The sequence below is a fragment of the Psychroflexus tropicus DSM 15496 genome (assembly GCF_000378765.1).
Lineage (GTDB): Bacteria > Bacteroidota > Bacteroidia > Flavobacteriales > Flavobacteriaceae > Psychroflexus > Psychroflexus tropicus.
In genome coordinates this window covers 118254-144338 of the sequence record NZ_KB905346.1, presented here as the reverse complement: position 1 = coordinate 144338, position 26085 = coordinate 118254, and the positions used below count along the sequence as shown (strand labels likewise).

Sequence of the window (26085 nt, the reverse complement as noted above, 5' to 3'; positions counted from 1 at the left end):
ACCTACAACAGAGTGTATAGCTCATTGCGACTGAATTTTCTACCGAAAATTCCACGCAATGTCCTATCTTTCAGCCACGGCTGAAAGATGTGCGCTAGTTTGCTCGCAACGCAGCTATACACACAAACGTTAACTACAAGCTTGACCCCAAAATGAAAATAATTCAACCTTACCAAATTACAAGTGAAATTCTCAACCTCATAAATGATTCTGAGGAATATTTAGTATTAGTTTCTCCCTATGTTAATTTTAAAAATTGGGATAGGATAATGACCGATTTAAGTAATGCAAGGAATAGAGGGGTTAATATCCAATTTTATATCAGACTTGACAGCAATAATTATAAAAGTTGGGAGCAGATTGAATCCCTTAACATTAAACCCAAGCTTATTAAAAACCTACATGCAAAGCTTTATTTTAATGAAAAAGCCGGAATAGTTACCTCAATGAATTTATTAACGAGTTCTAATTTAAGTGCTATTGAATTCGGCTCAATTTGCGATTCAGAAGATGAAATGGTAGAACTAAAAATGTTCGTGAAGAAAGTATTAGAGCCTAATGTCGAATTGACCAAGCCAAATCCTGATGAAATATATTTGTCAAAAGAAAGGTTCAATGTGATCTTGTCTAATTCATTATCTAATAGATTTGAAAGAAGTGTTAATGCTTATTGGAAAAATGGGTCTCTTAACTTCAATGTAGGAAATCAATATTATTTAGATATTGATAAAGGAAATAATATTGTTTATGTAATTGGAATTACTTCTAATTTGGAAACAGAGAATTTCCAAAGCTTCTTGGAAAAAAATAAATTCTCAGAATTTGTTGCTGAATCGAGTCAAAATAACATTAGAATAAGATCTGAGTTTAGACTTTCAAACAGTAATTTAAACTATATAACCGTAAAAGAAAAAAAGAAATTGATTAATGTCATATGTGATTTCGTGGAAAAACTTGCTGAACATAAAGAAGAATGCTATAGGAAAAAAAAAAGCCTGTAGTTAACAACGTATAACGTGCATAACGCTGATTCAGGATAAAATCTAAATCAGCGTTTTTTAATTGCATAAAGTGCGTTAATTGAAAAATGATTAAATTCACAGTTAGCGTTACGACACGTTATACAAATCCGTTGTAGGTAAATTGATCAAAAAAAACTGTGTGAAAGGATTTCATTAATTGCTTGGTCTGATAAACGAAAAGTCAGTCGGCTGAATGGAAGGTTTAAAATGCCATTTTACGGCTGAATAGCTTGTTTTGTGACTAAAACGGCTGAATGGGTTTTGGAGCTAGAGCAGCTGAAATGATAATCGAAATTAATTGCTGACTGATTTGTCACCTCTGCCCGACTCCGATTTAAAGAATAATAAAAAGATCAATTATAAACCGAATCTTAATAAAATCTACCTACAACAGAGTGTATAGCTCATTGCGACTGAATTTTCTACCGAAAATTCCACGCAATGTGCTATCTTTCAGCCACGGCTGAAAGATGTGCGCCAGTTTGCTCGCAACGAAGCCATACACACGAACGTTGTATGCCATATAAAAAAACAGAAACGAAACAGTGAAATTAAAACGAAGAAGAAAATTAGTAACATACTTAAATATTTTAGACCAACCTGTCCGATTTAACCCATTCGTTTTCAGTCGGACTTTTTTGTTATGGGCTTTACTTGGATTATTTGGAGGTATAATTGCAGGGATTTATTGGATTGGACTTGAGTTTCTGACTCATCAATTAGCCTTTTTTAGTGGTTGGCAAGTAATCCCTGTAATGGCAATTTGCGGACTTTTAGCAGGCTTGGTAATTCACTTCATTGGAGACCCAGGAGAAATACATTTAATCGTAAACAATATTCGGTTTAACAAAGGAAAACTTGACCCCAAAAACAATCCTTCAATGATTCTTTCTTCATTGCTATGTGTTGCGTCAGGTGGAAGTCTCGGACCCGAAGCACCGTTAGTTCAAGTGACAGGCTCTACAGGAACTTGGTTAGGTAAATTATTAAGACTTAAAGGAGAAGAATTACGGTCATTAAGTATTGCAGGAATGGCTTCAGGGTTTACAGCTTTATTTGGTGCTCCTTTAGGCGGTAGTCTTTTTTCATTGGAAATTCTGCACCACAAACACGCAGTTGAATATTACAAAGCCATAATTCCCGCATTTGTTGCAAGCTGCTTTAGTTACTTGGTGTTTGCATTAATCATTCATTTAGGACTTGGCCCGATTTGGGACTTATCAGCGTATGAATATTCAGGGATTTTGGATTTTGGTTATGCAGTTCTATTTGCAGTAGTTGGAGCTACTTTTGGATGGGCTTTTATTTTTTGCACCAAATTTTTTAAATCATTATTTGAGAAAAAACCAATTCCCATTTATTTCAAAACGCTGATTGGAGGAATTTTACTTGGAGTAATTGCATTCTACTTTCCAATAACAAGATACTTTGGACATCACGAAATTAACGAACTGCTTTCAGGGAATTTCCCATTGACTTTATTGTTTGCTATTTTAATTTTCAAAATTATAGCCATTTCAATAACAGTTACATCAGGTTGGAGAGGTGGATTTATCATTCCTTTGTTTTTTGTGGGAGCGACATTAGGACTAATTATACATCAACTTTTCCCGACAATAAATTTGACATTAGCGATAGTTAGCTGTATGGCAGCAATTAACACTTGCGTAACTCGAACACCAATGAGTACAACAATTTTACTTGCAACATTGACAGGGTTTGGACATTTTATCCCAATCTTATTCGCAAGTTTAACAGGTTATTTTTTAGCACCAAGAATACCTTTTATTGGCTCACAAATGGAAAAAGAATAAAAATACGGTATACAACAAAGAACTGAGGTAAAAAACAACTCTTTTCTTCATTAATTTTAGACATTATTATTCTAGGCTCACAGATTTCATTAATGGATTCTGTGAGCTTTTTTTGTTCCTTTCATTGTGTGCTATTTACTTTGGCAGTACAGAGACATATGCTTCATCATACGGTAGCCCTGATTTGGCTATAGCAAAGCATTGTTTTAGTAGCTTGTTGGCCACTGCAATCAGCGCTAACTTCTTGCTCTTTCCCTTGTTACGATTCGTTCGTAAATTTCTCTGCATCCCTTGTTATGCTTACAGGCATTAAAGGCACATAGAAACAACAAATTTCGCAGCTTTCTGTTTCCTACCTTACTGATCCGTGCCTTACCTCTTACGCTGCTGCCAGACTCTCTTGTAGTGGGAGTGATCCCCACATAGCTACAAAGCTGTGAGGCCGTTTCGAACTTAGAGAAGCCATCGGTAATTACAATTAGGAATAGGGCTGTTTTCTGTCCTATGCCTGGTACTGAAGTAAGAAGTGTGAGCTGCTGCTCTTGGTCTTTTTTTACTAAGGATAGAATCTTTTCCTTTATGGCTTTAACTTCCTTGTCAAGCTGTTTTCTTTGGCGCTTTAAAGACCTGTAAACGAACTTTGAAAGAACCCCCAGAGCTTCTTCTCCATGGATCTTGTTCTTCACCGCAGTTCGCTGCTTCAAATAAGTGTCCAAAAGTCTGAACAGCTGCAGGCATTCACTCTGTACTTCGGTAAGTGCATTATAAATAGGGATCTTGTTGGTCTTTGCATACTCACAGATCGCCTTAGCATCACTCTTGTCAGTCTTTACCTTAGCCAGCTTCATCTGTATGAACCGCTTGATCGATAAGGGATTGATGACTGATACTACTACTGCATTTTTGTAGAGAAACTGTGCAAGCCGGTAATGATAGTAGCCTGTAGCCTCCATAGCAACTAATGAGTTCTTTGATAGTACTTTAAGGAACTTTTTAAAACCATACTCATCATTGTTAAACTGATGGTGACCGCTAAGGCTACCATAGACATCAAAAACATCTTTACTGATGTCAACTCCATAAGTTTCTTTATATTTATTCATAAATATTGATTTATGAAAGAGCATACTATCCTACTCACAACAACTTAAAAACGAGATCCAGGTCTCACAGAACTGAACGTGGTTGAGATAGTAAAAGAGAGGGGATTATCAATGTTGACGAAGTCTGAGCTTCAATGTATATCATAACCTTAATCCTCTCTTTTGTTCTTTCTGATTTAGATAACAATTTAATGAGAATCAAACTTAAGATTTGTATATTCAATGGCTAGGTTTAGGAGTTAAAAGATAAGGTTTGAGATTTATTTTCTACCTTTACGGTTGAATAACAAATGGCTGTGCATTTTTGGTCGCCACTGAAATATACACTCCCGTTGTGGTGCATTTACAGCGAATCTACTAAATATACCAAATCTACTTCTTCTAATCTAAATTATTGTTTATATTTGTATCTAAGTGAATACACTTTATAAATGATAATAACAGAGAAAACAACTGAGTTTGATAAGTGGATAAGAAAACTTAAAGACATTCGCGCTAAATCTAAAATACTCTTTCGAATTCAGAAACTTGAAACTGATGAACATTACGGAGACTGTAAACCTGTAGGAGATGGAATTAGCGAAATGAGAATTAATTACGCAAAAGGGTATCGAATTTATTTTAAAATTAAGGAAACTAAACTTGTTATACTTCTTATCGGTGGAGAGAAATCAACTCAACAAAAAGATATTGAAAAAGCTAAAAAAATTTGGAATAGAATAAAAGACAACTGAAATGGAAACAACAAAATTTGACATAGCGGACTATTTGGACAGCGAAGAAATGATAGCTGAATACTTAAATACAGTTCTTGAAGACGGAAATAGCTCTGATTTAATTGTAGCAATTGGACATATTGCCAAATCAATTGGGATGACTAAAATTGCAGAAAAAACAGGAATGAGCCGACCAAGTCTATACAAGGCTTTATCTGACGGTTCGAAACCACAATTCGAAACAATAATAAAAGTATTGAGAGCAATAGGCGGACAAATTAACGTGAAACCAATGTCAGCGTGATTAAAAACGCACCACAACACGAGGCTATAAGTAATGCGGGATTATGGGTTAAATTTGAAGGCTTAGGCAATTTTTTCGCTCGCAATTTGTTTATTTAAACAATGAAATTTATAAATAGAAAATCGCTCGCTTGGGGCGGTGCAGAATTGAAAGACTTTGGCTTTTTATCGCTTAAATCCACATCTTTAATTTTTAGCCTGCAGACTTCAATTGGCCTTAAGAAATTAAAGCTAATAAACTTGATAAACAGATGTAAGGTGGGATCATGTTTCTCCAGGTAGGAATTAATATTCTTTTCCTGATCTGGTGTATAGGTTTTATTTCGCTTGGGAACTGTCTTTAGTTTAGGAATGGATTGTACAAAATTAGACCTAACGATTTCATTTTCTTCCAACAACTGAAACATGAAAGCAATATCGGTTCGAGAATTGTTTCGGTTTCTGGCACTGGTCTTTTGTACAACAGTGTTTAGATACTGATTCACGATCTTTTTGGTGATACTGGAAATTGGCTTATCAAACAGCTTTTCGCTTTTAAGCCATTTTTCAAACAAACCGATCCTGCTCTTATACTGAACATATGAGTTTTTATTCATCATGTGCTCTTTCATAGACAAGCCGAATTTAAAAGCTTCATCGATACTCATACCATTACCCTTCTCATCGGTCTCATTTTGAACAGTTGGTGTTTCAGGCTGTGGTTGCGGTACTTTCGGAGTGGGTTCTTTCTGGGTCTTAGGTGCATCAGTCGAATCTGAAAACAGTTGGGCTTCCAGGTGACTGTTGTCTTCATAAGGATTAAACCCGAGCTCTAACAGCTTTGATAGGGCTTCTCGCATTGTTCTAAGAAAAGAATAACGTTCACGCTTGGTCTTAAGCTGATATACACCTCCTTTAATATTAGTTTGCCTTTTAAGCTTACCTGTTTTTGGATCTCTATAGGAATAGTAAACGTACCAGCTTTTAGATAAAGCCTCTTTTTTTTTCTTTTTTCGAGAGCTTAGACCAGGATTTAATATCCACTCCACCTGTGAAGATTTTAGGTTCGGAATAATCTAATTTCATATCAGAATCGTGTACTTTAGCGTGTACTTTTAGCAAAAGTAAAAAAACAGAAGGCATAAAAAAACGGATTGTGAGACACAATCCGTTGATTTAGCTGATGTTAGCTTAGTAGCGGGGACTGGACTCGAACCAGTGACCTTCGGGTTATGAGCCCGACGAGCTACCTGCTGCTCTACCCCGCGATATATGTTTGTAACCTGTGTTGTAAATATCGGACTGCAAATATAAGTCGAATTATCAGTTCTGCAAAATAAAATTTCAACTTTATACCAATTTATATATTTAATGATGCATAAGAAGCGAAGTTGCTTTTTTGTTCTCCGACGCTGTGATTAATTTGCATAGCCATAGCTACGGAAATTATGAACAAGGAAGAAGAACTGAAAATGAACGAGCTTATCTGAAACATTAGGTTTATAAATTGGTATTATTGCTCAATATCTTCAGCTCTGAATTCCTGAAGCTCTTCAGCCTCAAAACTCACAGTAATTTGTATAGGATTACAGCAGACTTCACAGTCCTCTACATAAGTTTGCTGGCGCACAGAAGGATCTAAGAGCATACTGATTTCCTCCCAACAGTAAGGGCATTGGAAATAGTGTTCAAACATTTAAAAATTTACGTTTAGAAGTTGTCCCGTCAGTTGTAAAAGCTCTAATTCAGCAAGCTTGGCATTGTACTTAGCCAAATTCTTACTGGTTTGGGCATTAAGAAGGTTCACCTGGGCTTGACGTAGTTCTACAGAGGTGATTTGGCCTAACTTATATTGCTCATTAGAACGCTCAAAATTATTTTTTGCTGTGATGATATTCTTTGTCTGTAGTTCAAGGATCTGTAAACGGGTTTGATAGTTGCCTTCAGCGTTGGAAATATCACGATTAACTTCCTGTCTGATTTGAGATTTAAGAAGACGTTGATTATCTAGGATAATCTTCGCATTCTTAGTTCTAGTAATGCCACCCCCACCGTCAAACAGATCCCAGGTAAGACTTACTCCACCAGAAAGACCAGTTGTAGTACTAGAAGTAGCAAAGTTTGTTGATGGTAAGTTAGCTTCATTCCAACCATAAGATCCTGTTAACCCTATTCTAGGTAAAAATACACCCTTACTCGCTTTGTAGTCGTAATCGCTTATAGCAATATTCTTCTCCGCTTGAAGTAGACGGACATTATTAGAGCTGGAAGTATTGACAAAACTTTCAATCTTGACCTGATTAGTAAAATTCACAATCGTATCTACCTTAAAGCTCTGTTCGAGTTCTGAATTGAGAACGACATTCAAATCGCGCTTAGCATTTTGCAACTGCTGTCTGTTATTCATCAGATTGATGCTATCATTAACAATGTCTACCTCCGCATTGAGTACATCCAATTTATTCACCTGCCCGAACTGAAAACTATATTCAGCACGCTTTAAACGACGTTTTGTGTTTTCATACGTCTGTATTAAGACTTGTTCATTTTCAGTAAGTCGAGCCACTTCATAATATACCGTAAAGAGCTGTAATATCGTTGTTTCAATGGTTTGTCTTGCTTCTAAAGAAGTAAGATCATACTGTTCTTTTAAGCTTTTATAGTTCCAGTAACGACCCAATCCATCAAACAAGGTGTAATTTAAATTGATGGAGGCATTATAACGTGTTGTTTCAGCTCCTTGGATGGATTCCTGAGTACCATCACGGAAAGTAACATCTTGGTCATCATTAGAATAATTCCCTCCGGCATTTCCTGTTAAAGAGGGCAGATAGCCAGAATTGAGTACATTTTGATTATTACCTGCAATTTCAACTTGGTTTTCGGCCAGGCGTATACCAAAGTTATTTGATAAAGTTTGTGTAATGGCTTCTTTCTTACTTAAAAGGTCCTGACCATATGTAATGGTTGAGCCAGAACTTGCAAGAAATAATAATAATATGCTGATAAAAACTACTCTCATACTAATGATCTTGGTGTTTTGTAACCTGAGACTGATTCTCAGTGTTCCGGTTAGCCTGATCGAGTTCTTCCTGGCGTTGTTGTTCTTCTTTTTGTTCTTTAATCGCTCGCTCTACAGCTTCTTTTTCAACATGTTCACCTGAAGCAAGCCATTTGAACCTGGTCTTTGCTGAATTTGTGAACGACAATAGTAAAGGCAGGAACAATAACGTCAAAAAAGTGGCTATAAAAATACCGTAGGCTATTGAAATTGCCATAGGTTTTAAAAATTGAGCCTGCCTGCTTCGTTCCAGCAGTAAAGGCGCTATACCTGCTATCGTCGTCAGTGAGGTTAAAAATATAGCTCTAAATCTGGATTTACCCGCTTCAATAAGTGCTGTATCAAAGTTTAAACCATCTCTCAGATAGGAGTTAAATTTCCCTATGAGAACCAAACCATCGTTCACCATAATCCCTACTAAAGCAATAATACCTAATAGTGATAAGATATTAACTGGAAATCCATGAATGTAATGCCCCCAGGCAACCCCAATAACACTGAAAGGTATGAGTAACATCAACAGAAGCGGCTGGCTGTAACTTCTAAAGGTAAAGGCAATTACAGCATAGATGAGAAATAGCACCACTGGCAATACATTTTTAGCAGAATCCGTAAGCTTTCCTGCCTCTCTGTTTTGACCTTCGTAAGATACAGATACACTAGAGTATTTGGCTAAAATACCAGGAAGGATATTTTGATCTATGTTAGCGATAGCATCTGTCGCACTGGCGTTAGGATCTTCAAGATCTGCTTCTACGCGGATTTCCCGGAGTCCTTCTAAGTGGCTTATCGATTCGGTACCTCTTTCGATGGTATAACTGGCGATTTCTCCAAAGGGAACTCGGTTTCCATCCGGAGTCACGATGCGCATATCAGACAGATCATTGATCGATTCTCTATTATCACGATCATACCTTACCCAAACTCTAATTTCGTCCTGCCCTCTTTGAAAACGCTGCGCTTGCAGGCCAAAAAATCCAGCTCTCACCTGGCTCATCACTTCACCCAGATTTAAACCTAAAGCGTAAGCGTCGTCTTTAAGGTTCACCGTGATTTCTTTAATTCCATCCGGATCGGTATCTGTCACATCTTTAAGGGTGGAATTCTCCTCTAAAATGGCTTTGAGTTCTTCTTTGGCCTGTTCTAGCTCATTCAGGTTATTTCCCAGCAACGAAACCGATACTGGTTTCCCTCCAAAGTTTCCACCAGAACCAAAGGTGAGCCTTTCTACACCATAAACCTCGCCAACCTCATCTCTAATCGCATTAGTGATTTCTGGAGAGCCAAAATCGCGTTCTTCACCGGGAAGTAAATTAACTCGTAAAGACGCTTTATTATTTCCAGGACCCACTCGCCTCACAATGTTTCTTACCACTTGCTTCTCTCCCGTTTGACGTGCAGAAAAATCTTCATTCACTCTCCAGGCCGCATCTTCTACCATAGAAATGATACTGTCTGTTGTTTTGGGATTGGTTCCTTCTGGCATTAGCAAGTCAATACTCACTCTATCACTTGCAATACTTGGAAATAAAGTTACTCTCACCACCCCACCCATGATTGAACCAATCGTCAATATTAACATAGTGGTAATAATCGCGAAGCTGAGAAAGCGATTTTGAATAGTGAACCTTATAACAGGCTCATAAAAACGATCTCTGAAAAATGCCATGACTTTGTCGCCATACACATTGATCCCTCTCATTTTTTTAAAAACAACACCGAATCCACTTGGCTTTTTCGTCTCCCCTTCTTTTTCTCTCACCAGAGCCTTGGAATGAGCGATATGGGCTGGAAGTATAATTAATGCCTCAACAAGTGAGACTACAAGCGTTAAGATAACGACTGTACTCACTTCACCAAAAAACTGACCAATTCGACTATCTAAAAATAAAAAGGTAGAGAAAGCTAAAACCGTGGTAATTATCGCTGAAATGATTGGCGGTAGCACTTCCATGGTCCCATCTATTGCAGCCTGGACAGGCTTCTTTCCCATTTCATAATGCTGATAGATATTCTCTGAAATCACAATTCCATCATCTACCAGAATACCAATTACAATAATCATTCCGAACAGAGATAAAACGTTGATGGTCACTCCAAAAGCGTTTGCAAAAATAAACATCCCTAAAAATGAAATTGGTAAACCAAAGGCCACCCAAAAAGCAAGCCGGGTGTTAAGGAAGAAAGATAAAAATATAAGGACCAGTAAAATTCCAACTGCCCCATTTTCAATCAATAATTGTGTCCGCTGATTTAGTGTAATACTACGGTCATCTTCTACAATAATTTCAATCGTATCGTTCTTTTCATTAAACTCTTTGACGTACTGCCTTACCTTTTCTGCGGCGGCCAGCAAATCTTCGTTATTGGTGGTCGAGATATTAACGCTCACTGCTACCCTACCATTAATGTAAGAGGCATTAGGTGTTTCAGAAAAACGATCACGTATGGTAGCTACGTCTTTCAAGGTCACCTGAGTACCATCTGGCTGGGACTTTACAACAAGGTTGTTGAGTTCCTTTCCGAAGTAAGAACGGTTGTTGGCCCGAATCAGAAAATCTTCCACATCGGTTTTTATACTTCCGCCTGTAGTCAATATATTGGCTTGTGATACAGCTTGAGCCACTTCTGCAAAGGTGAGGTTATAAGCTAGTAAATCATCTTCATCTACAGCGATTTCAATTTCTTCGTCTGGGTATCCAGAGATCTCTATCTGAGATAAACCGTCCATCGCCCTTAGGTCATACTCCATCTGTCTGGCGATCTGTTTTAAGGTAGCCAAATCAACCCCCTCCCCGCTCACAAAATAGTCAAAAGTCTCACGAATATTTTCCTGCTTAGCTACTACCAGCGGTTCCATTCCTGTAGGGAAATTAGGAACGCGGTCTACTGCATTTTTGACCTCGCTCAACATCACATCGATGTCTTCATTACGATCGATTTCTACAGTGATGCTTCCGCCATTCTCTCTTGAAGTAGAAGTCACTCTATCTACTCCTACTAGGCCTTTTAAGTTATCTTCAATTTTAAGAACAATCCCTTCTTCAATTTCTTCTGGGGCCGCCCCAGGGTAGGTCACGTTTATATTGATAATCTCAGATTCAATCAAAGGGAAGTAGGAAGACTGCAAACGAAACATCCCCACCACACCAAAGATGACAAAGGCTAAAATCATCACATTTACAGCAACGTGATATTTTATAAAATAAGAGATGATTTTTCTCATTCTTCACGGGTTTCTGCCACTGCTTCAGACTCATTTTGATTGGACTGATCTGCTCCATCTTCACCAACCACTTTCACTAACATACCATTGTAGGCTCCTGGCACTTGTTTTGCCAACATCAATTCTCCATCAGGTATGCCTTTCACCACGGCTTTCTTGTCTGAGAAGTAAATAGGATTGACTTTTATACTACTCAAAATTGTGTCTTTAACCACAAAAATTTCATTCTGATCGTTAACCAGACTCCTATCTATGGAAATTGCATTTTCTTCTTTCCTGGCTTCTAGAGAGGCTTTTAAATACATCCCTTCCTTGAGAGATTCGCCCTTAACTTCTATAAAAACACTTACGGTTTGAGTTGCCTGGTCGATACTTGCATTGATTCGAGTCACCTCACCAGTATAAGTCTTAGTGCGCTTATTGTTTGTTAAGATTACTGCTTCTCCCAACTGAAGTAGATCTGCATAATCTTTGGCTATAGCTACCTGAAGCTCATAAACCTCGGGATCTATAAAAACCCCAAGCATTTGTCCGCTTCTGATGAGCGTCCCTTCTGTGACCATGGCCTGTATTAACACACCGTCAAAAGGAGCATTAATTGTGAATTTTATCAATCGTTCTTCCATATTCTTAACATCGTAGTAAGCAGTGTTGATGCCACGTCCATTAATGAAAAAACGTTCTTTATCAGAATCGTATTTTGGAAGTGGAGGAACGGGTTTTGCGAGGTCGAAATTATTGAGATAGTTCTGCCATTTGGGATAGACCTCTGGATAGTCTAATCTCAAATCTGGCATTATTGCAGTTATCTGATTGAATAAATTACTTTTGGAAGACTGAACAGACGCTTTATATTCTAAAGCGTCCATCTTAATTAAAGGCTGACCCTTTTTATAGTTTTGGCCCGCTCTAAAAAGTTTTGCACTGTAGGTAAAAACTCCTTGTACTTCGGCGTATAATTCGACTCTCCGTTTAGCTACCAGATTTCCGTTTGCAGGAATTAAAATAGGTACTGTGGAATTTTGAACTGTATCTACAAAAACTGTTTTAATCGTTTTTTTAGACTCAGATTTAGGGACTTCCTTACTGTCGATTATAAGCTGAGCTCCATAAATGCCACCCACCAGCAAAAGGACTCCTAAAACGTATAGTATTATTTTTCTCATAGTTTTTTTAAGACGCTCTAAAATGATAAAAGTTAAAGTCTTATTTCAAACTTTATGAAAACTTAAAGAGTTTCGATTTTTAATTGAAGTTCTTCCCAGGACTCCATTAATTTATCTAACTTTTGTTTTTTCTTATTGTAATTATCGAAGAAATTATCCTTACCGACGCTTTCTTCGTATTGTTCTGCCAGCTTTTTATCTAAAGATTTGATCTCTTTTTCTAATTTTGATATCTCAGATTCCACATTGCTCAGCTTATTCTGAAGTGATTTCTGCTTTTTCTGATATTCATAATCATTCTTAGCAGTGGATGAGGCTTTGTTTTCTTTTTGTTTTTTATCCTTCTTCTCCACCTCACGCATCGACTCCAACTCCCTGTATTTTAAGTAGTCGTTGATATCTCCTAAAAATTCTTTTACCTTATGATTTCTAAATTCAAAAATCGAGTCTGCCAGACCCTGAAGGAAATCCCTATCGTGAGAAACTAAAATTAAAGTGCCTTCGAAATTATTTAAGGCAGCCTTCAGAACGTTTTTAGACTGAATATCCAAATGGTTAGTAGGCTCATCCATGATTAAGACGTTAAACGGAGATAACGACATCTTAGCCAGAGCTAAACGGTTTCTTTCCCCTCCAGAAAGCACTTTCACGAACTTGGTTACATCATCCCCTCTAAACAAAAATGAACCTAAAATATCACGTACTCGGCTTCTGTTGCTTTCGTTGGCAGCATCGATCATCGTATCTAAAACCGTTTTATCGCCATCCAGGTATTCTGCTTGGTTCTGAGCGAAATATCCAATCTCGACGTTGTGTCCTAGTTTGATGTGACCACCATGCTCAAGCTCACCGACAATTATTTTAGCCAGAGTTGATTTTCCCTGTCCATTCTGCCCCACAAAGGCAATTTTTGAATTTCTTTCAATCAAAAACTCCACATCTTTGAAAACAAGATCCTCTGCAAATGATTTTGATAAATCTTCAGCTTCAATCACAACTTTACCAGGGTTTTTGGAGCTATTGAATTTTACATTCATCACCTGATTATCCTCTTCGTCGACTTCAATCACTTCTGTTTTCTCAAGTTTTTTGATGAGAGATTGAGCCATAGAGGCTTTATTCGCTTTAGCTCTAAATTTGCTAATCAGCTTTTCAGTTTGCTCAATTTCCTTCTGTTGATTTTTCTGAGCTGCTAATTGCTGTTCTCTCAGCTCCTGTCGTAATACTTTGAATTTAGAGTAGGGCTTATTATAATCATAAATTTGGCCTAAGGACAGTTCTATTGTTCTATTGGTGACATTATCCAGGAACATTTTATCGTGCGACACAATCACAACACAACCGGCGAAGTTTTGCAGAAAACTTTCCAGCCACAAAATACTTTCTATATCCAGGTGGTTGGTTGGCTCATCCAAAAGGAGGATATCATTGCTTTGAAGTAGCAGTTTAGCCAGTTCAATACGCATTCTCCAACCCCCAGAAAACGTATTGGTTTGTTTATCAAAATCTTCTGTAGTAAAGCCTAAACCTTTAAGGACTTTTTCTGTATCTCCCTGGTAATTATAACCTCCTAAGATCTCGTATTGCTGCTGGTAATCGTTAAGGTCTATCATCAATTGATTATAACCCTCACTTTCATAATCGGTACGCTCTACCAATTGCTGATTGATATGCTCCAGTTTAGCTTCTATACCCTTAATCGCTTCAAAAGCCTGATAAGCCTCTTCCAAAACTGTTCTCCCTTCTTCGAAATCTATATCTTGTTTCAGGAAGCCAATATTTATCTCTTTATCTTTAGCAATCTGCCCCTGATCTAAAGGCATTTCACCGGAAATAATTTTCAGCATCGTCGACTTACCCGCTCCGTTTTTACCGATGAGACCTACTCTATTTCCAGCACTTAATTTGAAACTGATCTCTTTAAAAAGATACTCTCCTCCAAATGAAATAGAAAGGTTGTGAATGTGTAGCATATGTTACCTATAATTTTTGCAAATATTGGTATTTTTGCAAAGCAAAACTAAATTTTAATAAAAATGCTCAAAGGGACAAAATTATATAGTGTATTTACAGGTAAATGTCCAGTTTGCCAGGAAGGCAAAATGTACGTAGAACCTAACCCCTACAAGCTCAGTAAAATTTATGATATGCATGAACGTTGCTCGGTTTGCAACCAAAAGTTTAAAATTGAACCCTCCTTCTTTTATGGAGCTATGTATGTGAGTTACGGTCTTGGAGTTGCTTTTTCTGTAGCGGCCTTCATTACCTCTTACTTTTTCATAGGCATGGATGTCATTACTTCTTTCTTTTCGATTATTGCTGTATTGCTTATTATGGGCCCTATTATCATGAGGCTATCTAGAAATATCTGGATCAATTTCTTTTTATCCTACGATAAAGACGCTAAGCATAAAACTTCAAAAAGCGAGTAATATCAATTTCATTATCTAAAGAACTGGAGTCGTAGATGTTTTCTACCAAACTTCTGGATAAGTAGGGTGCTGCCATGACACCTCGACTTCCAAACCCGTTAAGGACATACATATGACTATGCTCAGGGTGCTGGCCTAATATTGGCTTTCTATCTCTTACTGTAGGTCTCACGCCAGCAATTTGATCTACGATTTCATAATTACAATCAATCATCTTACCTAAGCTTTCTTCAAGCTCTATTTTGGCAGACTCAGTCGGTAAGTCATTCAATTGCTCTCTGGAATAGGTAGCTCCAAATTTATAGAGATCGTTCCCTAAGGGAATAATGAAGTGCCTTGACTTTAAAATGCATACGTTTGAAGATAAGTCTGGTGATTTAAACACCAAATACTCGCCTTTATTACCATAGAGAGGCAGCCAATTGAAAAAAGGATTTTTCGTGACTCCAAAGCCCTCACAAAAGATCACACGTCTGTAGGTCGAGTTTTTATAAGATAAAATATCATCTTGAATTTGTAGAAGATCATATTCAAAACGTTCAGACATAAATTGATTGTTTTCAGTGTATTTTGATTGGTGGTATGATAGCATGCCCTTAAGATCAAGAAGGTGAGTGTTTAAGACTTCACCAGACTTGAATGGAGTATGAGCAGCTAGGTCTAAAGATTTGATTTGTGGATTAAGATATGGATCCAATTTAGCCTGATCTGAAGCTACCATCCAGTTATTTTGATCCTCTACAGAGGAAAAAAGTTTAAAAACTGGCACCTTCTGAAAATAGGGCCTGTCAATTTTAGAATTCAATTGAGAATAGAAAATTAGAGCCTCAGGCATTAAATCGTCTGCTTTCCAAGCCAATTTATAACGCTTTAAAGCGACAGGATTTAATACTCCCCCTGCCACCTTAGAAGACTGTTGGCTTTCATCGGAGATGATATCAAAGGATTTTTTTCTCTTCTTTAGCTGTTTTGCAATAGTTAATCCAGCTATACCAAACCCTACAATCAATACATCTTTCGTCTTCATACTTTAAACAGCTTTCACTTTCATGTTTAAAATTAAAACCACCAGCTTAAAAATAAAAAAGCCTTCACATGCAGTGAAGGCAAATTTAGTATATATTGATTAGATGGGATTAGTAGTTCCACATATCTAATTCGAAGTTTCTTATCTCTTCTTTGATTCTATTCGATTCTAATAATTGCAGTAAAGCATTGTCTTGAATGTATTCTGAAACTTCACGATCTTCATATACGTTTTGAGTTTTATAAATCACAGCATCAAAACGTCTAGAGTTTAGAAGATGATCAAAACTAAAAGGCATTGATGCATTTTGATTATTCAGCACTTTAGCGTTGTGAAGCACATGTCTAGCATCTGGAAACCACACCCAAAAATAAGGTACGATCTGAGGGTCACCAGAGAAACTTTGGTTTTGACTTTGGATATCATAGCCGGCTGGAGCAATACCCAGTAATCGATACCTCATCTCTCCTTGTAATTTATCAAAATACCACATGCCTTTAATATGATATTCAAGGATATCTCTACTGGTAATTTCTGTAGGGATTAAATAAGGTTCCATTTGAGCAATAAGTTCTTGTGGATACAAGTCTGGATACTGAGATAATTCATTAGCCAAAGATCTATTGATAAAGGTTTGAACATTATCTGTCCCTGTGACCCCATACTGACCCAGAATATCTAAAGCGACATCGGGTAAAAATACAGACTTAGTGGATCCTAAAATATCTTCATAAGATCTTTTCTTATTAAAATAGCTAGTCGCATACACCTCGGTAATAGCATCTACAGAAGTAGAGTCTTTTGCTCCTTTTTCAATCGCATCTAAGAGCACTTTATACAAAGAGCGTCTGTTAGATGAGAATGCATCATCCTGAGTAGGGTACAATAGAGGAAAATTAACTTTTTGCTTAAGGTCAATTTTCTCCCAAACGACTTTAGACCATAAAATATCTCTATCTCCAACATACCCATATTCTAGAGGTTTGTCATCATTAGCTATTTTTTGATCATCAGTCAATACTCCTACTTGCGAAGGTTTGGATGCATTTAGAATGTTGCTGGATTGTGCTATGGCTAAATGAGTGCTAAGCACAAGCATCAAGCTTGTAAAGACTTTTAGATTAGAGTACATCTTTTTCAATTTTTAATTAGTTAACTGAACCAATATCGCCGGCATGTTTTTAACGTTCACACCAGGAACATCAGCTTTAATATCAAATATTTGTACGATATCTCCTGCTCTGGCAAGATCTAAAAGGCCTTGAGCTTTTTGATCTAGTCTGCTTCCATTCACCACCACTGAAGGCTGTCCTGGAACACTAAGCGTAAAACGCTTTACTGTAGGGGTGATGTCGAAATCAAAGTTTTCGAACGTCGCTCCAATTGGTGACACTTTTAAAGCATTTTTAGGCATCTGTATAGCACCACCTTCCTGCACCTGACCTCGTACTGTAGGTGTTGGTCTTGGTAAACTTTTAATTCTAAATGTCGCAGAAGATGGGAATTTCTTACCGTCAATTTCTCCAACAACACTAATTTTAACTTCAGTACCCGTTTTTGGAACCATCATATACTGAGATCCACTTACTCTTCTTAAACCGGGTGCGCTGGCGTTTACTTTATTTCCAGGAACCCCAGGCATAGAAACGGTAATAGGGTTTTCTATTCCTCGGTAGACCACATTCATCTTATCAGCAGATACAATGGCTTGGTTTGGTTTTGGAATGACTGAATAGGTTTTATCAACCGGAACTTCGGTTTCTTTTCCATCCTGCTTAAAAATTAAATTCCCTTCTATTTTGTGAGTACCTACATTACCAGACGATACTTTTAGAACGACTTTACCTCCGTCCAACTCAAAGTCTCTTCCTTTCTCAAGTTTTCGTCCGTCTAGAGTAAGTCTAACATCATTTGGTACAGTCGATTCGTCTGTTCTTCCCAAAACGATAGCACCGTCAAATTCCTCGCCAGAGAAATATGCCGATTTGGAAGTTTCCAAGATAGTAGAATAATTGGTTGTATTCACCTCAGCAATTGAAGCAAGTTCCCCAGCTAACATCATAGAAAGTAATTCATTTTCATACACCATAATATCGTTTTGAAGAGCCGATATTTTGGTAATAGAAGACACCAGAGGATAACCAATAAAGTGGTACTCTATGTATTTTTTCTTGACGTTGTCACCATCTACAATATCTTCACCGTTGAATTTCTTTGAAATTGCGCTAGATATTTGCTGGTATTTTGGATTGTCACCAATCAATTGCAACATACCATCGTGATAAGCTTCCATTTCTGCCATAAACTTCTGTCCATCTTTGGTCAAGTTACCACTAGACATCATTTTTTCATCCAGATAAGCCGTCTTATCCATACTTTCATAATCCATAGGATCATCTACAGTTCCTTTCAGCTCTGCTTTAAGAGAACCTAAGTACTGGTAATAATTCTCAGTAAGAGAGGCCACAGAAGTTGCTAAGTTCTTAGCTTCTTCAAATTGCTCAGGAGAATCCTTCGCTTTTTGTTTTAAACCTGCAACTGCGGCATTGTTTTTTTCAACGAAACTCTCGTTGGCATCTGCCAAAGACTCATTGATTAATCCAAAAGCGGTTAACACCTCTTTAGACATATTTAATGCCATCATCGCAATAAATACCAAGTACATCAGGTTAATCATCTTCTGCCTTGGGGTCTGTTTTCCTCCAGCCATAGTTTTTCTTTTAAAAAATTAGAATTAAGCTTTAGGTCGCATTGCGGTTAACATACCACCGTACACTCCGTTAAGTGAGTTTAGGTTAGCTGTTAAGGATTCCATTTGCTCTTTTAATCTGCTGGCATTATCTGCTACAGCCTGATTCACCTCGGCTTGCTTCGAAGCTGATTCAACCTGTACTTTATAAAGGTTATTTAAGGATTCCATATGGGTAGCTGCTAAGGTTAACTCTTCGCTATATTTACGCTGAGATTCCATAGAATCTGTAGTGGGTTGAATGTTACGAGCTGCGCCTTCGAAGTTTTTGATGCTTTCTCCAAGACTTTCCATCAATTTAGAATCGATTTTAGCTTCTTTCAGCATTTCGTCAAGCTTTTTTGAAAGAAGACCTTGCTCGTCTTCCACAGTAGGCTTACCCGATTTTCCTTTGGCAGGAGAATTATCTTGAGCTAATTCCGGATATACCTTAGACCAGTCCAGTTCATCATCTACAGGTTCGAATGCTGAAATAGCGAATACCGCTGCTTCAACGACTAGTCCAATAATAAGCATTGTATTTCCAAAAGGCCAGTGCATAATTTTAAATAATGCACCTATGATAACGATTGCCGCTCCAAGGCCATATACCATATTCATTACCTTTTTTCCTGATTTTGATTTTGCCATGATTTTGAGATTTGATTGTTTAGTTTAGTTTTAATTTAAGTTTAATGAGTTGCCTAAGAAGTCCTGAACAGTTCTAAATCCGACGTAACTTCTGGCTGAGTCTGAGTATTCATAGTCTCTTGTGCTCACCTGTAAGTAATAACTGACGTCTTTCCAAGAACCTCCTCTTACTACTTTTCTTTTATTTGCACTGTTATTGACGTTAGGACTCATCGAAGACATGTGCTCGTAAGACGCAGGGTCATAAGAGGTATTCACCCACTCTGCTACGTTTCCAGACATGTTATATAACCCGAAGTCGTTAGGTTCGTAAGCATCAGCTTCTACTGTATATAGCGCCTCATCTGCTGCATAATCCCCTCTAAAGGGTTTAAAATTGGCTAAAAAACATGCTCTGTCATCTTTAGCATAAGGACCACCCCATGGGTAAGTTCCGCCTTCTATACCCCCTCTAGCGGCATACTCCCATTCAGCCTCAGAAGGCAATCTAAAGAAGTTAGCATTAGCCTCATTTTTTTCTTTTCTGAAGTCATTCAAATACTTGGTTCTCCAGTTAGCAAAGGCTTTGGCCTGTCCCCAGGTTACTCCAACTACAGGATAATTGTCGTAAGCCGTATGAGAAAAATAATCGTTATGCATTGGCTCGTTGTAGGAATAATTAAAATCCTTTATCCATACCGTAGTATCTGGATACACCATTACTTCCTGCTCTGTAATAAAGTTGGTTCTTTCACCCTTGTTTCGAGCAGCAGCATCAATATCCATGGTTTTGTATTTGTACTTAAACTGAGTAACATCTAGCATCCTACGCCCGTTGTAGGACTGATCATTAGATAAGTAGAACTCATCCATAACGTAGACGTAGTCTTCGTCTGGATATTGAGCAGGATCCCATATAATTTCTGGATCCCAGTTTAAGGCTTGATCGAGAGGATCGTAATGTTTTGAAAATTCCTGAAAAGGACTCAACTCGTCATCATCTCCTCCTGCACTTGCGTTTTTGAAAGCAAATCTTTGGATGCCATCATCTCCGGCATCGCCATCACCGGCAAGTTCAGCGGCTTCAGCAAGCTTTTGTCTGATTACAGAATCCCTTACATGAAATACAAATTGTCTGTATTCTGCGTTCGTAATTTCAGTTTCATCCATATAGTAGGAAGGAACAGTAACGGTTTTAGGAGGCGCATTTTGAACACCAGCGAGATCGTCATCAGACTTACCCATAATGAAAGAACCGCCTTTCACTAAGACCATACCATAAGGCTTTTCAGGATACCATTTCTTTCCCTCTACGCCTACTAGCTGCCCTTTATCGCTCTTACCACAACTGATTGCTAAAAAAGCAAACATTGCCATAAAGAGACCTTTAGAAGATGATAAATTAAGTTTCATAATTAAGTGATTAAATTCAAGTCTTGTGTACAAATAAACAATTTTTTTCTTAACAATAATACAAATGTTTTTGATTTAGATGCTGTTTTTAAATTTTGCTTTTAACCATCTATCTGGGATAATGGAAGAAATAGCGTCTTTATAATCTTTCAAATCACACGCTAATAACGACGGTTTATGAGCATTATTATTCTCATTAGGAATTTTAATCCACCAACGATTTGAAACTTCACTCTTAAAAAAGATTAAAATTTCATCCTGTATAGGAACACTATATTTCGTAAAATTTGGGTTTTCCTCACTTACGTGTTCGTTTAACCTCAAACTAAATCCTTCCATAAAATACCATAACATTTGTGATATCAACTGCTTAAGCCCCTGCGATTCCTTCATAGCTTGTAACTCATAAACTCCAAAGGAGCATAATTTATCACTCATTCCTGCATACCTTGAAAGCTTACATAATTCAAATGTACTGAATCCGTTAATATTTTTATGATTAGAATCAGCAATTTCTGAAGATTTAACACAATAAATATCAATACTTGCTAAATCTGAATCCCGTAAAACTGGCTCAACCCTTGTGAAATCCTGCTTTAGCTCTCCAAGACGAACAGCTTCGAAAAATAGCTTATCCATCAACTCTATCTCATCTGGAGGAGATAAATAGGTTTGATAACCCAGATTACAGTAATTAAATAGATTATAGGGCTCGTCTATTATCATTTTACCTACAAAAGACTGCCCATCCATAGGTAAATCTGAATTTCCCAAATCAAACTTATGATCTGCAGTGGACAGATTGACCATGTACTTAATTCCGTCGAAAGCTCTATACTGGTGAAACGTAAAATCCTGACTTCCCCCTAAAATCATAGGAACAATAGACTGACGATATAACTCAGACAATACCTTCTTTAAAACATAAGCCGTATCCGATACCTGCTCACCCATGGGCACGTCACCTAGATCGATCAATTTCAGCTTCCAGTTCCCAATGTACATCTGATACAACTGCGTCCGTAATTCATCGTAAAAGAAATCAGACTTTTCATCATAAATACTAGACCTCGCATCTTTAATACAAATTAAGGCCAGATCCACTCCTGCAAAATCTACCTCAGCTTCTCCTTCATGAAAACTTACGAGATTAGACAGACTTTGGTTTGGAAACGATCTAATTGAGTCTTGAAGTTCCTGCTTAACAGGTTCTAGGTATTCAAATGCCATTGAGTTAGTAAGATATTATTTGGTTTTGGATGATTTTCCTGTGGACTTTTTGCTTGTTGATTTTTTGGTCTTAGACGTGGTTTTTTTGGTGCTCCCTTTTTTGGTTTTTGACGAGCTTTTCTTTTTAGCTGGCTTCTTTTTAGATTTAGTATTCTTTTCTAAAATAGCTTCAGCCTCATCCAAGGCCATACCTTCAGCATCTGTCGTCTTAGGAAGTTCAACTTTCGTTTTTCCTTTAGACAACTTAAATCTACCCCACCTTGCTTTTTCGAGTTTAATCCCCTGTTCTTCCCAATGGTGAATCAGCTTATCCTTTTCTTTTTGAATTTTATCTTCAATCAATTCAATGATATCCTCTTCAGATAAATTATCGAAATCATATTTTTTATTGACATTGATAAACATTCCGTCCCATTTCAAATAAGGACCAAATCGACCAACTCCTTTTTGAACTCCTTTATCCTTATAATAGTAAATTGGCTCTTCTGCTTTTTCTTTAGCTTTGATTAATTCTAAAGCTCTGTCATAAGTGACATCCAAAGGATCTTCTCCTTTTTCTAAGGAAACGAATTTCTTTCCAAATCTTACGTAGGGACCAAAACGGCCAATATTGGTTTCTACCTCTTCTCCTTTATACTCACCAAGCTGCTTAGGAAGTTTAAAGAGGTCCATCGCTTCCTCATAAGTTACAGAACTTAAAGTCTGATCTGGTTTCAAACTTGCAAACCTTGGTTTTTCATCGTCTTCTACAGATCCAATTTGAACCATAGGCCCAAATTTACCTAAACGAGCACTTACAGGTTTTCCCGTTTCTGGATCCTTACCTAAAACACGCTCACCCACTTCCCGCTCTGCATTGGCTGCCACATCTAAAACGTTGGGGTGAAAATGTATATAAAAATCCTTCATCACTTTAGTCCACTTAGCATTACCCTCAGCAACCTCATCAAAATCCTGCTCGAGTTTAGCTGTAAAATTATAGTCTAGGATACCTTTAAAATGCTTCACCAGGAAGTCATTTACTACCATACCAACATCGGTAGGTACTAACTTACCTTTATCACTCCCCACTTTTTCCGAGAGTGTTTCTGTTTTTATATCATCATCTTTAAAGGTGTATTGAGTGTATTTGCGTTCAACCCCCTCTACATTTCCCTTTTCAATATATTTTCTGTTTTGAATCGTAGAAATAGTAGGCGCGTAAGTAGAAGGTCTACCGATACCCAATTCTTCAAGTTTTTTTACTAAAGAGGCTTCTGTATAACGAGATGGAGGCCTAGTATAGCGTTCTGTAGCCTGAATAAATTGGTTAAGCAGAGATTCGCCAACTTTCATAGCAGGCAACAATCCACTTTGTTCCTCATCTTCTTCATCCTTACCTTCTAAATATACTTTTAAGAATCCATCAAATTTCACAACTTCACCATTGGCTGAGAATTCGCGTTCATCTTTATTTGAAGATATTCTTACATTGGTACGCTCCAGAGATGCATCACTCATCTGAGAGGCTATGCCGCGTTTCCATATCAATTCATACAACCTTTGCTGGTCACGCTCAGCATCGATCTGGTGGTTTGCAAAATTAGTAGGTCTTATTGCTTCGTGAGCTTCTTGGGCACCTTTAGATTTTCCTTTATAATTCCTTGCTTTATGGTATTGATCACCGTAAGCGCTTTTTATCTCATCTTCTGCACTCTGCTTGGCCTGTTTAGATAAATTAACACTATCTGTTCTCATATAAGTAATATGACCAGCCTCGTAAAGCCTTTGAGCCATGTTCATGGTTTTACTCACAGAAAAATATAGCTTCCTTGCTGCTTCTTGCTGTAAAGTAGAGGTCGTAAATGGGGGCGCTGGAGATTTTTTTGCTGGCTTTTTAGTTAGGTCACTAACTTTGAATTCTGCTTGTTTTTGAGCTTCTAAAAAAGCCTCGGCTTCTTTCCTGGACTTTAAATTTTTGGGGAGTTTGGCTTTAAAACTGGAGCCTTGTTCTGTTTTGAATTCAGCATCTACCCTGTAAAATACTTCAGGATCAAAATCTATGATCTCGCGTTCGCGTTCCACAATCAACCTCACAGAAACAGACTGTACTCGCCCTGCAGAAAGTCCTCCTTTTACTTTCCTCCATAATATAGGAGATAATTCATAGCCCACAAGACGGTCAAGAACACGTCTCGCCTTTTGAGCATTCACTAGATTATAATCAATTTCTCTCGGGTTCTTTATCGCTTTTTTAATAGCAGTCTCAGTGATTTCTGAAAATACAATTCGTTTGGTTTTGGCCTCATCCAGTTTGAGTTCATCAGATAAATGCCAGGCTATCGCCTCTCCTTCTCTATCTTCATCACTGGCTAGCCATACGGTTTCAGAAGCTTTGGCAAGTTTAGTCAGTTTTTTCACAACGTCCTTCTTATCACTATTGACAATATATTTAGGTTTAAAATCATTATCAACATCTACACCCAGTTCTTTGGAAGGTAAGTCTGCAATGTGACCAAAGCTGGAAGCCACTTTATAATCTTTACCTAAAAATTTCTCTATCGTCTTAGCTTTGGCAGGAGACTCAACAATTACTAGATTTTTTGCCATTTAATAAAATTTATACTGCAAAAGTATACGATTTTTTGGATTTTGATTTAAGAACATGCCTAAAGTAGACAAGTCATAGCTTTACTAAGCTTCGAAATACAGTTATAAAATAAATGAAAAAAACTATAAAATGACATTTTGTCAGCAAAAAGAGATCGTGTATCTTTGTCAAAATTTTATTGCTTGACATGGACAAGATAATTGATGAAAGCCTACAGGGTCAGACCTTAGTAAAAGAAAAGAAAGACAATAACTCAAAAAAACTTTATATAGAAAGTTACGGATGTGCTATGAATTTTAGCGACAGCGAAATTGTAGCTTCCATTCTAGATCAGCAAGGATATAACACCACCAACGAATTGATAGAGGCAGATCTGGTCTTGGTCAATACCTGCTCGATACGTGATAAAGCAGAGCAAACCGTAAGAAAACGATTAGAAAAATTTAATGCCATCAAAAAGGATAATCCTTCTATGAAAGTAGGGGTTTTAGGCTGTATGGCAGAACGCTTAAAGCACAAATTTCTGGAGGAGGAAAAAATTGTAGATCTAGTCGTTGGACCAGATGCCTATAAAGACCTACCTAACCTGCTCGATGAAGTAGAAAATGGAAGAGATGCCATCAATGTGATCCTCTCCAAAGAAGAAACTTACGGCGACGTCTCTCCAGTGAGATTGCAAAGCAATGGAGTTTCGGCATTTGTATCTATCACCAGAGGCTGTGATAACATGTGCACCTTTTGTGTAGTGCCTTTCACCCGAGGAAGAGAGCGAAGTCGAGATCCAAAAAGTATATTAGATGAAGTTAATGACCTATGGAATAAGGGATTTAAAGAGATTACACTTCTTGGACAAAATGTAGATAGTTATCTATGGTATGGTGGCGGACTTAAAAAAGATTTTAAAAAGGCAACCGACATGCAAAAAGCTACTGCTGTTAATTTTGCAGGCCTTTTGGATATGGTCGCAAAAGCACAGCCCGGCATGCGGATTCGGTTTTCAACTTCCAATCCTCAGGACATGACTTTGGATGTTATAGAGGTGATGTCAAAACACAGAAACATATGTGATTATATTCACCTTCCAGTGCAAAGTGGCAGTGACCGAATTCTAAAGAAAATGAATCGCCTGCATACCCGTGAGGAGTATTTTAAATTGATTGATAACATCAGAGCAATCATTCCAGATTGTGGGATTTCGCAAGATATGATTACTGGCTTCCCCACGGAGACAGAGCAAGATCATCAGGATACTCTCTCTCTAATGGAGTATGTAAAGTATGATTTTGGTTATATGTTCGCCTATTCTGAGCGTCCTGGCACTTTAGGGGCTAAAAAGTTTGAAGATGATATTCCTGAAACAACCAAAAAACGAAGACTCCAGGAGGTTATAGACCTGCAACAAAAGCATTCTCGCTTTAGAACAGAACAACATCTCGGAAAAGTGGAAGAAGTTCTTATTGAAAAAGAATCTAAGAAATCTGATTTGGAATGGAGTGGACGAAACACTCAAAATACAACAGTTGTTTTTCCAAAAGAACACTACAAAATTGGTGATTATGTTCTCGTCGAAATGAAAGACTGTACAAGCGCCACTCTCAAGGGAGAAGCTATAGGGTATGGACCTATGCAAACTATCTCTTCTTAA

The 26085-nt window shown here is 37.6% G+C and carries 19 protein-coding genes, 1 tRNA gene and 1 pseudogene; 6 read left to right on the top strand and 15 right to left on the bottom strand.

The features are described from left to right. The first annotated feature begins 152 nt into the window (after positions 1-152). Positions 153-1001, top strand: coding sequence for a phospholipase D-like domain-containing protein (locus F598_RS0113190; RefSeq protein ID WP_019039543.1), 849 nt, complete (start codon positions 153-155; stop codon positions 999-1001). A 566-nt stretch (positions 1002-1567) separates the two neighbouring features. After that, positions 1568-2836 (top strand): chloride channel protein, encoded by a 1269-nt coding sequence (locus F598_RS0113185; protein ID WP_026302723.1) that lies wholly within the window; start codon positions 1568-1570, stop codon positions 2834-2836. 135 nt (positions 2837-2971) lie between these two features. Here F598_RS0113185 and F598_RS14820 read toward each other — a convergent pair. Then, positions 2972-3939, bottom strand: a pseudogene (locus F598_RS14820) (IS110 family RNA-guided transposase). 431 nt (positions 3940-4370) lie between these two features. On the opposite strand from F598_RS14820, the gene F598_RS0113175 reads away from it, so the two are divergent. Both F598_RS0113175 and F598_RS0113170 read left to right on the top strand, forming a co-directional pair. After that, entirely contained in the window at positions 4371-4673 is a 303-nt protein-coding gene (locus tag F598_RS0113175; protein ID WP_019039541.1) for a type II toxin-antitoxin system RelE/ParE family toxin, read from the top strand. Between the two features lies 1 nt (position 4674). After that, entirely contained in the window at positions 4675-4959 is a 285-nt protein-coding gene (locus F598_RS0113170; protein WP_019039540.1) for an addiction module antidote protein, read from the top strand. A gap of 94 nt (positions 4960-5053) precedes the next feature. Here F598_RS0113170 and F598_RS14815 read toward each other — a convergent pair whose 3' ends face one another. From F598_RS14815 to F598_RS0113135, 7 genes are all read right to left on the bottom strand, one after another. Then, positions 5054-5986, bottom strand: coding sequence for a tyrosine-type recombinase/integrase (locus tag F598_RS14815; protein WP_051080740.1), 933 nt, complete (start codon positions 5984-5986; stop codon positions 5054-5056). A gap of 146 nt (positions 5987-6132) precedes the next feature. Next, a tRNA-Met gene (locus F598_RS0113160) sits at positions 6133-6205 on the bottom strand. A 245-nt stretch (positions 6206-6450) separates the two neighbouring features. Beyond that, positions 6451-6633 carry a CPXCG motif-containing cysteine-rich protein gene (locus F598_RS0113155; protein ID WP_019039539.1) on the bottom strand — a complete coding sequence of 61 codons (183 nt, stop codon included), beginning with the start codon at positions 6631-6633 and terminating at the stop codon, positions 6451-6453. Next, on the bottom strand, positions 6634-7959 hold the full coding sequence (locus F598_RS0113150) for a TolC family protein (RefSeq protein ID WP_019039538.1): 1326 nt from the start codon (positions 7957-7959) through the stop codon (positions 6634-6636). It abuts the gene before it with no gap. Position 7960: 1 nt separating this feature from the next. Further along, entirely contained in the window at positions 7961-11224 is a 3264-nt protein-coding gene (locus tag F598_RS0113145; protein WP_019039537.1) for an efflux RND transporter permease subunit, read from the bottom strand. Continuing rightward, the gene (locus F598_RS0113140; protein WP_019039536.1) at positions 11221-12390 is read right to left on the bottom strand and encodes an efflux RND transporter periplasmic adaptor subunit; all 1170 of its coding nucleotides are present in this window, start codon (positions 12388-12390) and stop codon (positions 11221-11223) included. Before F598_RS0113140 ends, F598_RS0113145 begins: the two co-directional genes overlap by 4 nt. Before the next feature lie 62 nt (positions 12391-12452). Beyond that, positions 12453-14363 carry an ABC-F family ATP-binding cassette domain-containing protein gene (locus F598_RS0113135; RefSeq protein ID WP_019039535.1) on the bottom strand — a complete coding sequence of 637 codons (1911 nt, stop codon included), beginning with the start codon at positions 14361-14363 and terminating at the stop codon, positions 12453-12455. A gap of 63 nt (positions 14364-14426) precedes the next feature. Between F598_RS0113135 and F598_RS0113130 the strand changes: the two genes are divergently transcribed. Then, positions 14427-14822 carry a DUF983 domain-containing protein gene (locus F598_RS0113130; protein WP_019039534.1) on the top strand — a complete coding sequence of 132 codons (396 nt, stop codon included), beginning with the start codon at positions 14427-14429 and terminating at the stop codon, positions 14820-14822. Here the strand turns inward: F598_RS0113130 and F598_RS0113125 are convergent. The 7 genes from F598_RS0113125 to topA all read right to left on the bottom strand — a co-directional run bounded on the left by F598_RS0113125 (position 14794) and on the right by topA (position 24439). Beyond that, positions 14794-15849 carry an NAD(P)/FAD-dependent oxidoreductase gene (locus tag F598_RS0113125; RefSeq protein ID WP_019039533.1) on the bottom strand — a complete coding sequence of 352 codons (1056 nt, stop codon included), beginning with the start codon at positions 15847-15849 and terminating at the stop codon, positions 14794-14796. The two genes, F598_RS0113130 and F598_RS0113125, sit on opposite strands and share 29 nt — an antisense overlap. A 109-nt stretch (positions 15850-15958) precedes the next feature. Continuing rightward, complete coding sequence (gene porN / locus F598_RS0113120) at positions 15959-16981, bottom strand: type IX secretion system ring subunit PorN/GldN (RefSeq protein ID WP_033408686.1); 1023 nt, start codon at positions 16979-16981, stop codon at positions 15959-15961. Positions 16982-16993: 12 nt separating this feature from the next. Further along, on the bottom strand, positions 16994-18559 hold the full coding sequence (gene porM / locus F598_RS0113115) for a type IX secretion system motor protein PorM/GldM (RefSeq protein ID WP_019039531.1): 1566 nt from the start codon (positions 18557-18559) through the stop codon (positions 16994-16996). 24 nt (positions 18560-18583) lie between these two features. Further along, entirely contained in the window at positions 18584-19228 is a 645-nt protein-coding gene (gene porL / locus F598_RS0113110) for a type IX secretion system motor protein PorL/GldL (RefSeq protein ID WP_019039530.1), read from the bottom strand. A 30-nt stretch (positions 19229-19258) separates the two neighbouring features. Further along, positions 19259-20620 carry a T9SS ring complex lipoprotein PorK/GldK gene (porK, locus tag F598_RS0113105; RefSeq protein WP_019039529.1) on the bottom strand — a complete coding sequence of 454 codons (1362 nt, stop codon included), beginning with the start codon at positions 20618-20620 and terminating at the stop codon, positions 19259-19261. Positions 20621-20695: 75 nt separating this feature from the next. Further along, complete coding sequence (locus F598_RS0113100; RefSeq protein ID WP_019039528.1) at positions 20696-21850, bottom strand: formimidoylglutamase; 1155 nt, start codon at positions 21848-21850, stop codon at positions 20696-20698. Between the two features lie 15 nt (positions 21851-21865). Beyond that, complete coding sequence (topA, locus tag F598_RS0113095) at positions 21866-24439, bottom strand: type I DNA topoisomerase (RefSeq protein ID WP_019039527.1); 2574 nt, start codon at positions 24437-24439, stop codon at positions 21866-21868. Between the two features lie 188 nt (positions 24440-24627). Between topA and miaB the strand changes: the two genes are divergently transcribed. Then, entirely contained in the window at positions 24628-26085 is a 1458-nt protein-coding gene (gene miaB, locus F598_RS0113090) for a tRNA (N6-isopentenyl adenosine(37)-C2)-methylthiotransferase MiaB (RefSeq protein ID WP_019039526.1), read from the top strand.

Excerpts from the sequence above, each read along its gene's own strand:
- F598_RS0113190 (WP_019039543.1), top strand. The coding sequence starts at position 153 with ATGAAAATAATTCAACCTTACCAAATTACAAGTGAAATTCTCAACCTC.
- F598_RS0113175 (WP_019039541.1), top strand. The coding sequence starts at position 4,371 with ATGATAATAACAGAGAAAACAACTGAGTTTGATAAGTGGATAAGAAAA.
- F598_RS0113170 (WP_019039540.1), top strand. The coding sequence starts at position 4,675 with ATGGAAACAACAAAATTTGACATAGCGGACTATTTGGACAGCGAAGAA.
- F598_RS0113155 (WP_019039539.1), bottom strand. The coding sequence starts at position 6,633 with ATGTTTGAACACTATTTCCAATGCCCTTACTGTTGGGAGGAAATCAGT.
- F598_RS0113150 (WP_019039538.1), bottom strand. The coding sequence starts at position 7,959 with ATGAGAGTAGTTTTTATCAGCATATTATTATTATTTCTTGCAAGTTCT.
- F598_RS0113145 (WP_019039537.1), bottom strand. The coding sequence starts at position 11,224 with ATGAGAAAAATCATCTCTTATTTTATAAAATATCACGTTGCTGTAAAT.
- F598_RS0113140 (WP_019039536.1), bottom strand. The coding sequence starts at position 12,390 with ATGAGAAAAATAATACTATACGTTTTAGGAGTCCTTTTGCTGGTGGGT.
- F598_RS0113135 (WP_019039535.1), bottom strand. The coding sequence starts at position 14,363 with ATGCTACACATTCACAACCTTTCTATTTCATTTGGAGGAGAGTATCTT.
- F598_RS0113130 (WP_019039534.1), top strand. The coding sequence starts at position 14,427 with ATGCTCAAAGGGACAAAATTATATAGTGTATTTACAGGTAAATGTCCA.
- F598_RS0113125 (WP_019039533.1), bottom strand. The coding sequence starts at position 15,849 with ATGAAGACGAAAGATGTATTGATTGTAGGGTTTGGTATAGCTGGATTA.
- porN (WP_033408686.1), bottom strand. The coding sequence starts at position 16,981 with ATGTACTCTAATCTAAAAGTCTTTACAAGCTTGATGCTTGTGCTTAGC.
- porM (WP_019039531.1), bottom strand. The coding sequence starts at position 18,559 with ATGGCTGGAGGAAAACAGACCCCAAGGCAGAAGATGATTAACCTGATG.
- porL (WP_019039530.1), bottom strand. The coding sequence starts at position 19,228 with ATGGCAAAATCAAAATCAGGAAAAAAGGTAATGAATATGGTATATGGC.
- porK (WP_019039529.1), bottom strand. The coding sequence starts at position 20,620 with ATGAAACTTAATTTATCATCTTCTAAAGGTCTCTTTATGGCAATGTTT.
- F598_RS0113100 (WP_019039528.1), bottom strand. The coding sequence starts at position 21,850 with ATGGCATTTGAATACCTAGAACCTGTTAAGCAGGAACTTCAAGACTCA.
- topA (WP_019039527.1), bottom strand. The coding sequence starts at position 24,439 with ATGGCAAAAAATCTAGTAATTGTTGAGTCTCCTGCCAAAGCTAAGACG.
- miaB (WP_019039526.1), top strand. The coding sequence starts at position 24,628 with ATGGACAAGATAATTGATGAAAGCCTACAGGGTCAGACCTTAGTAAAA.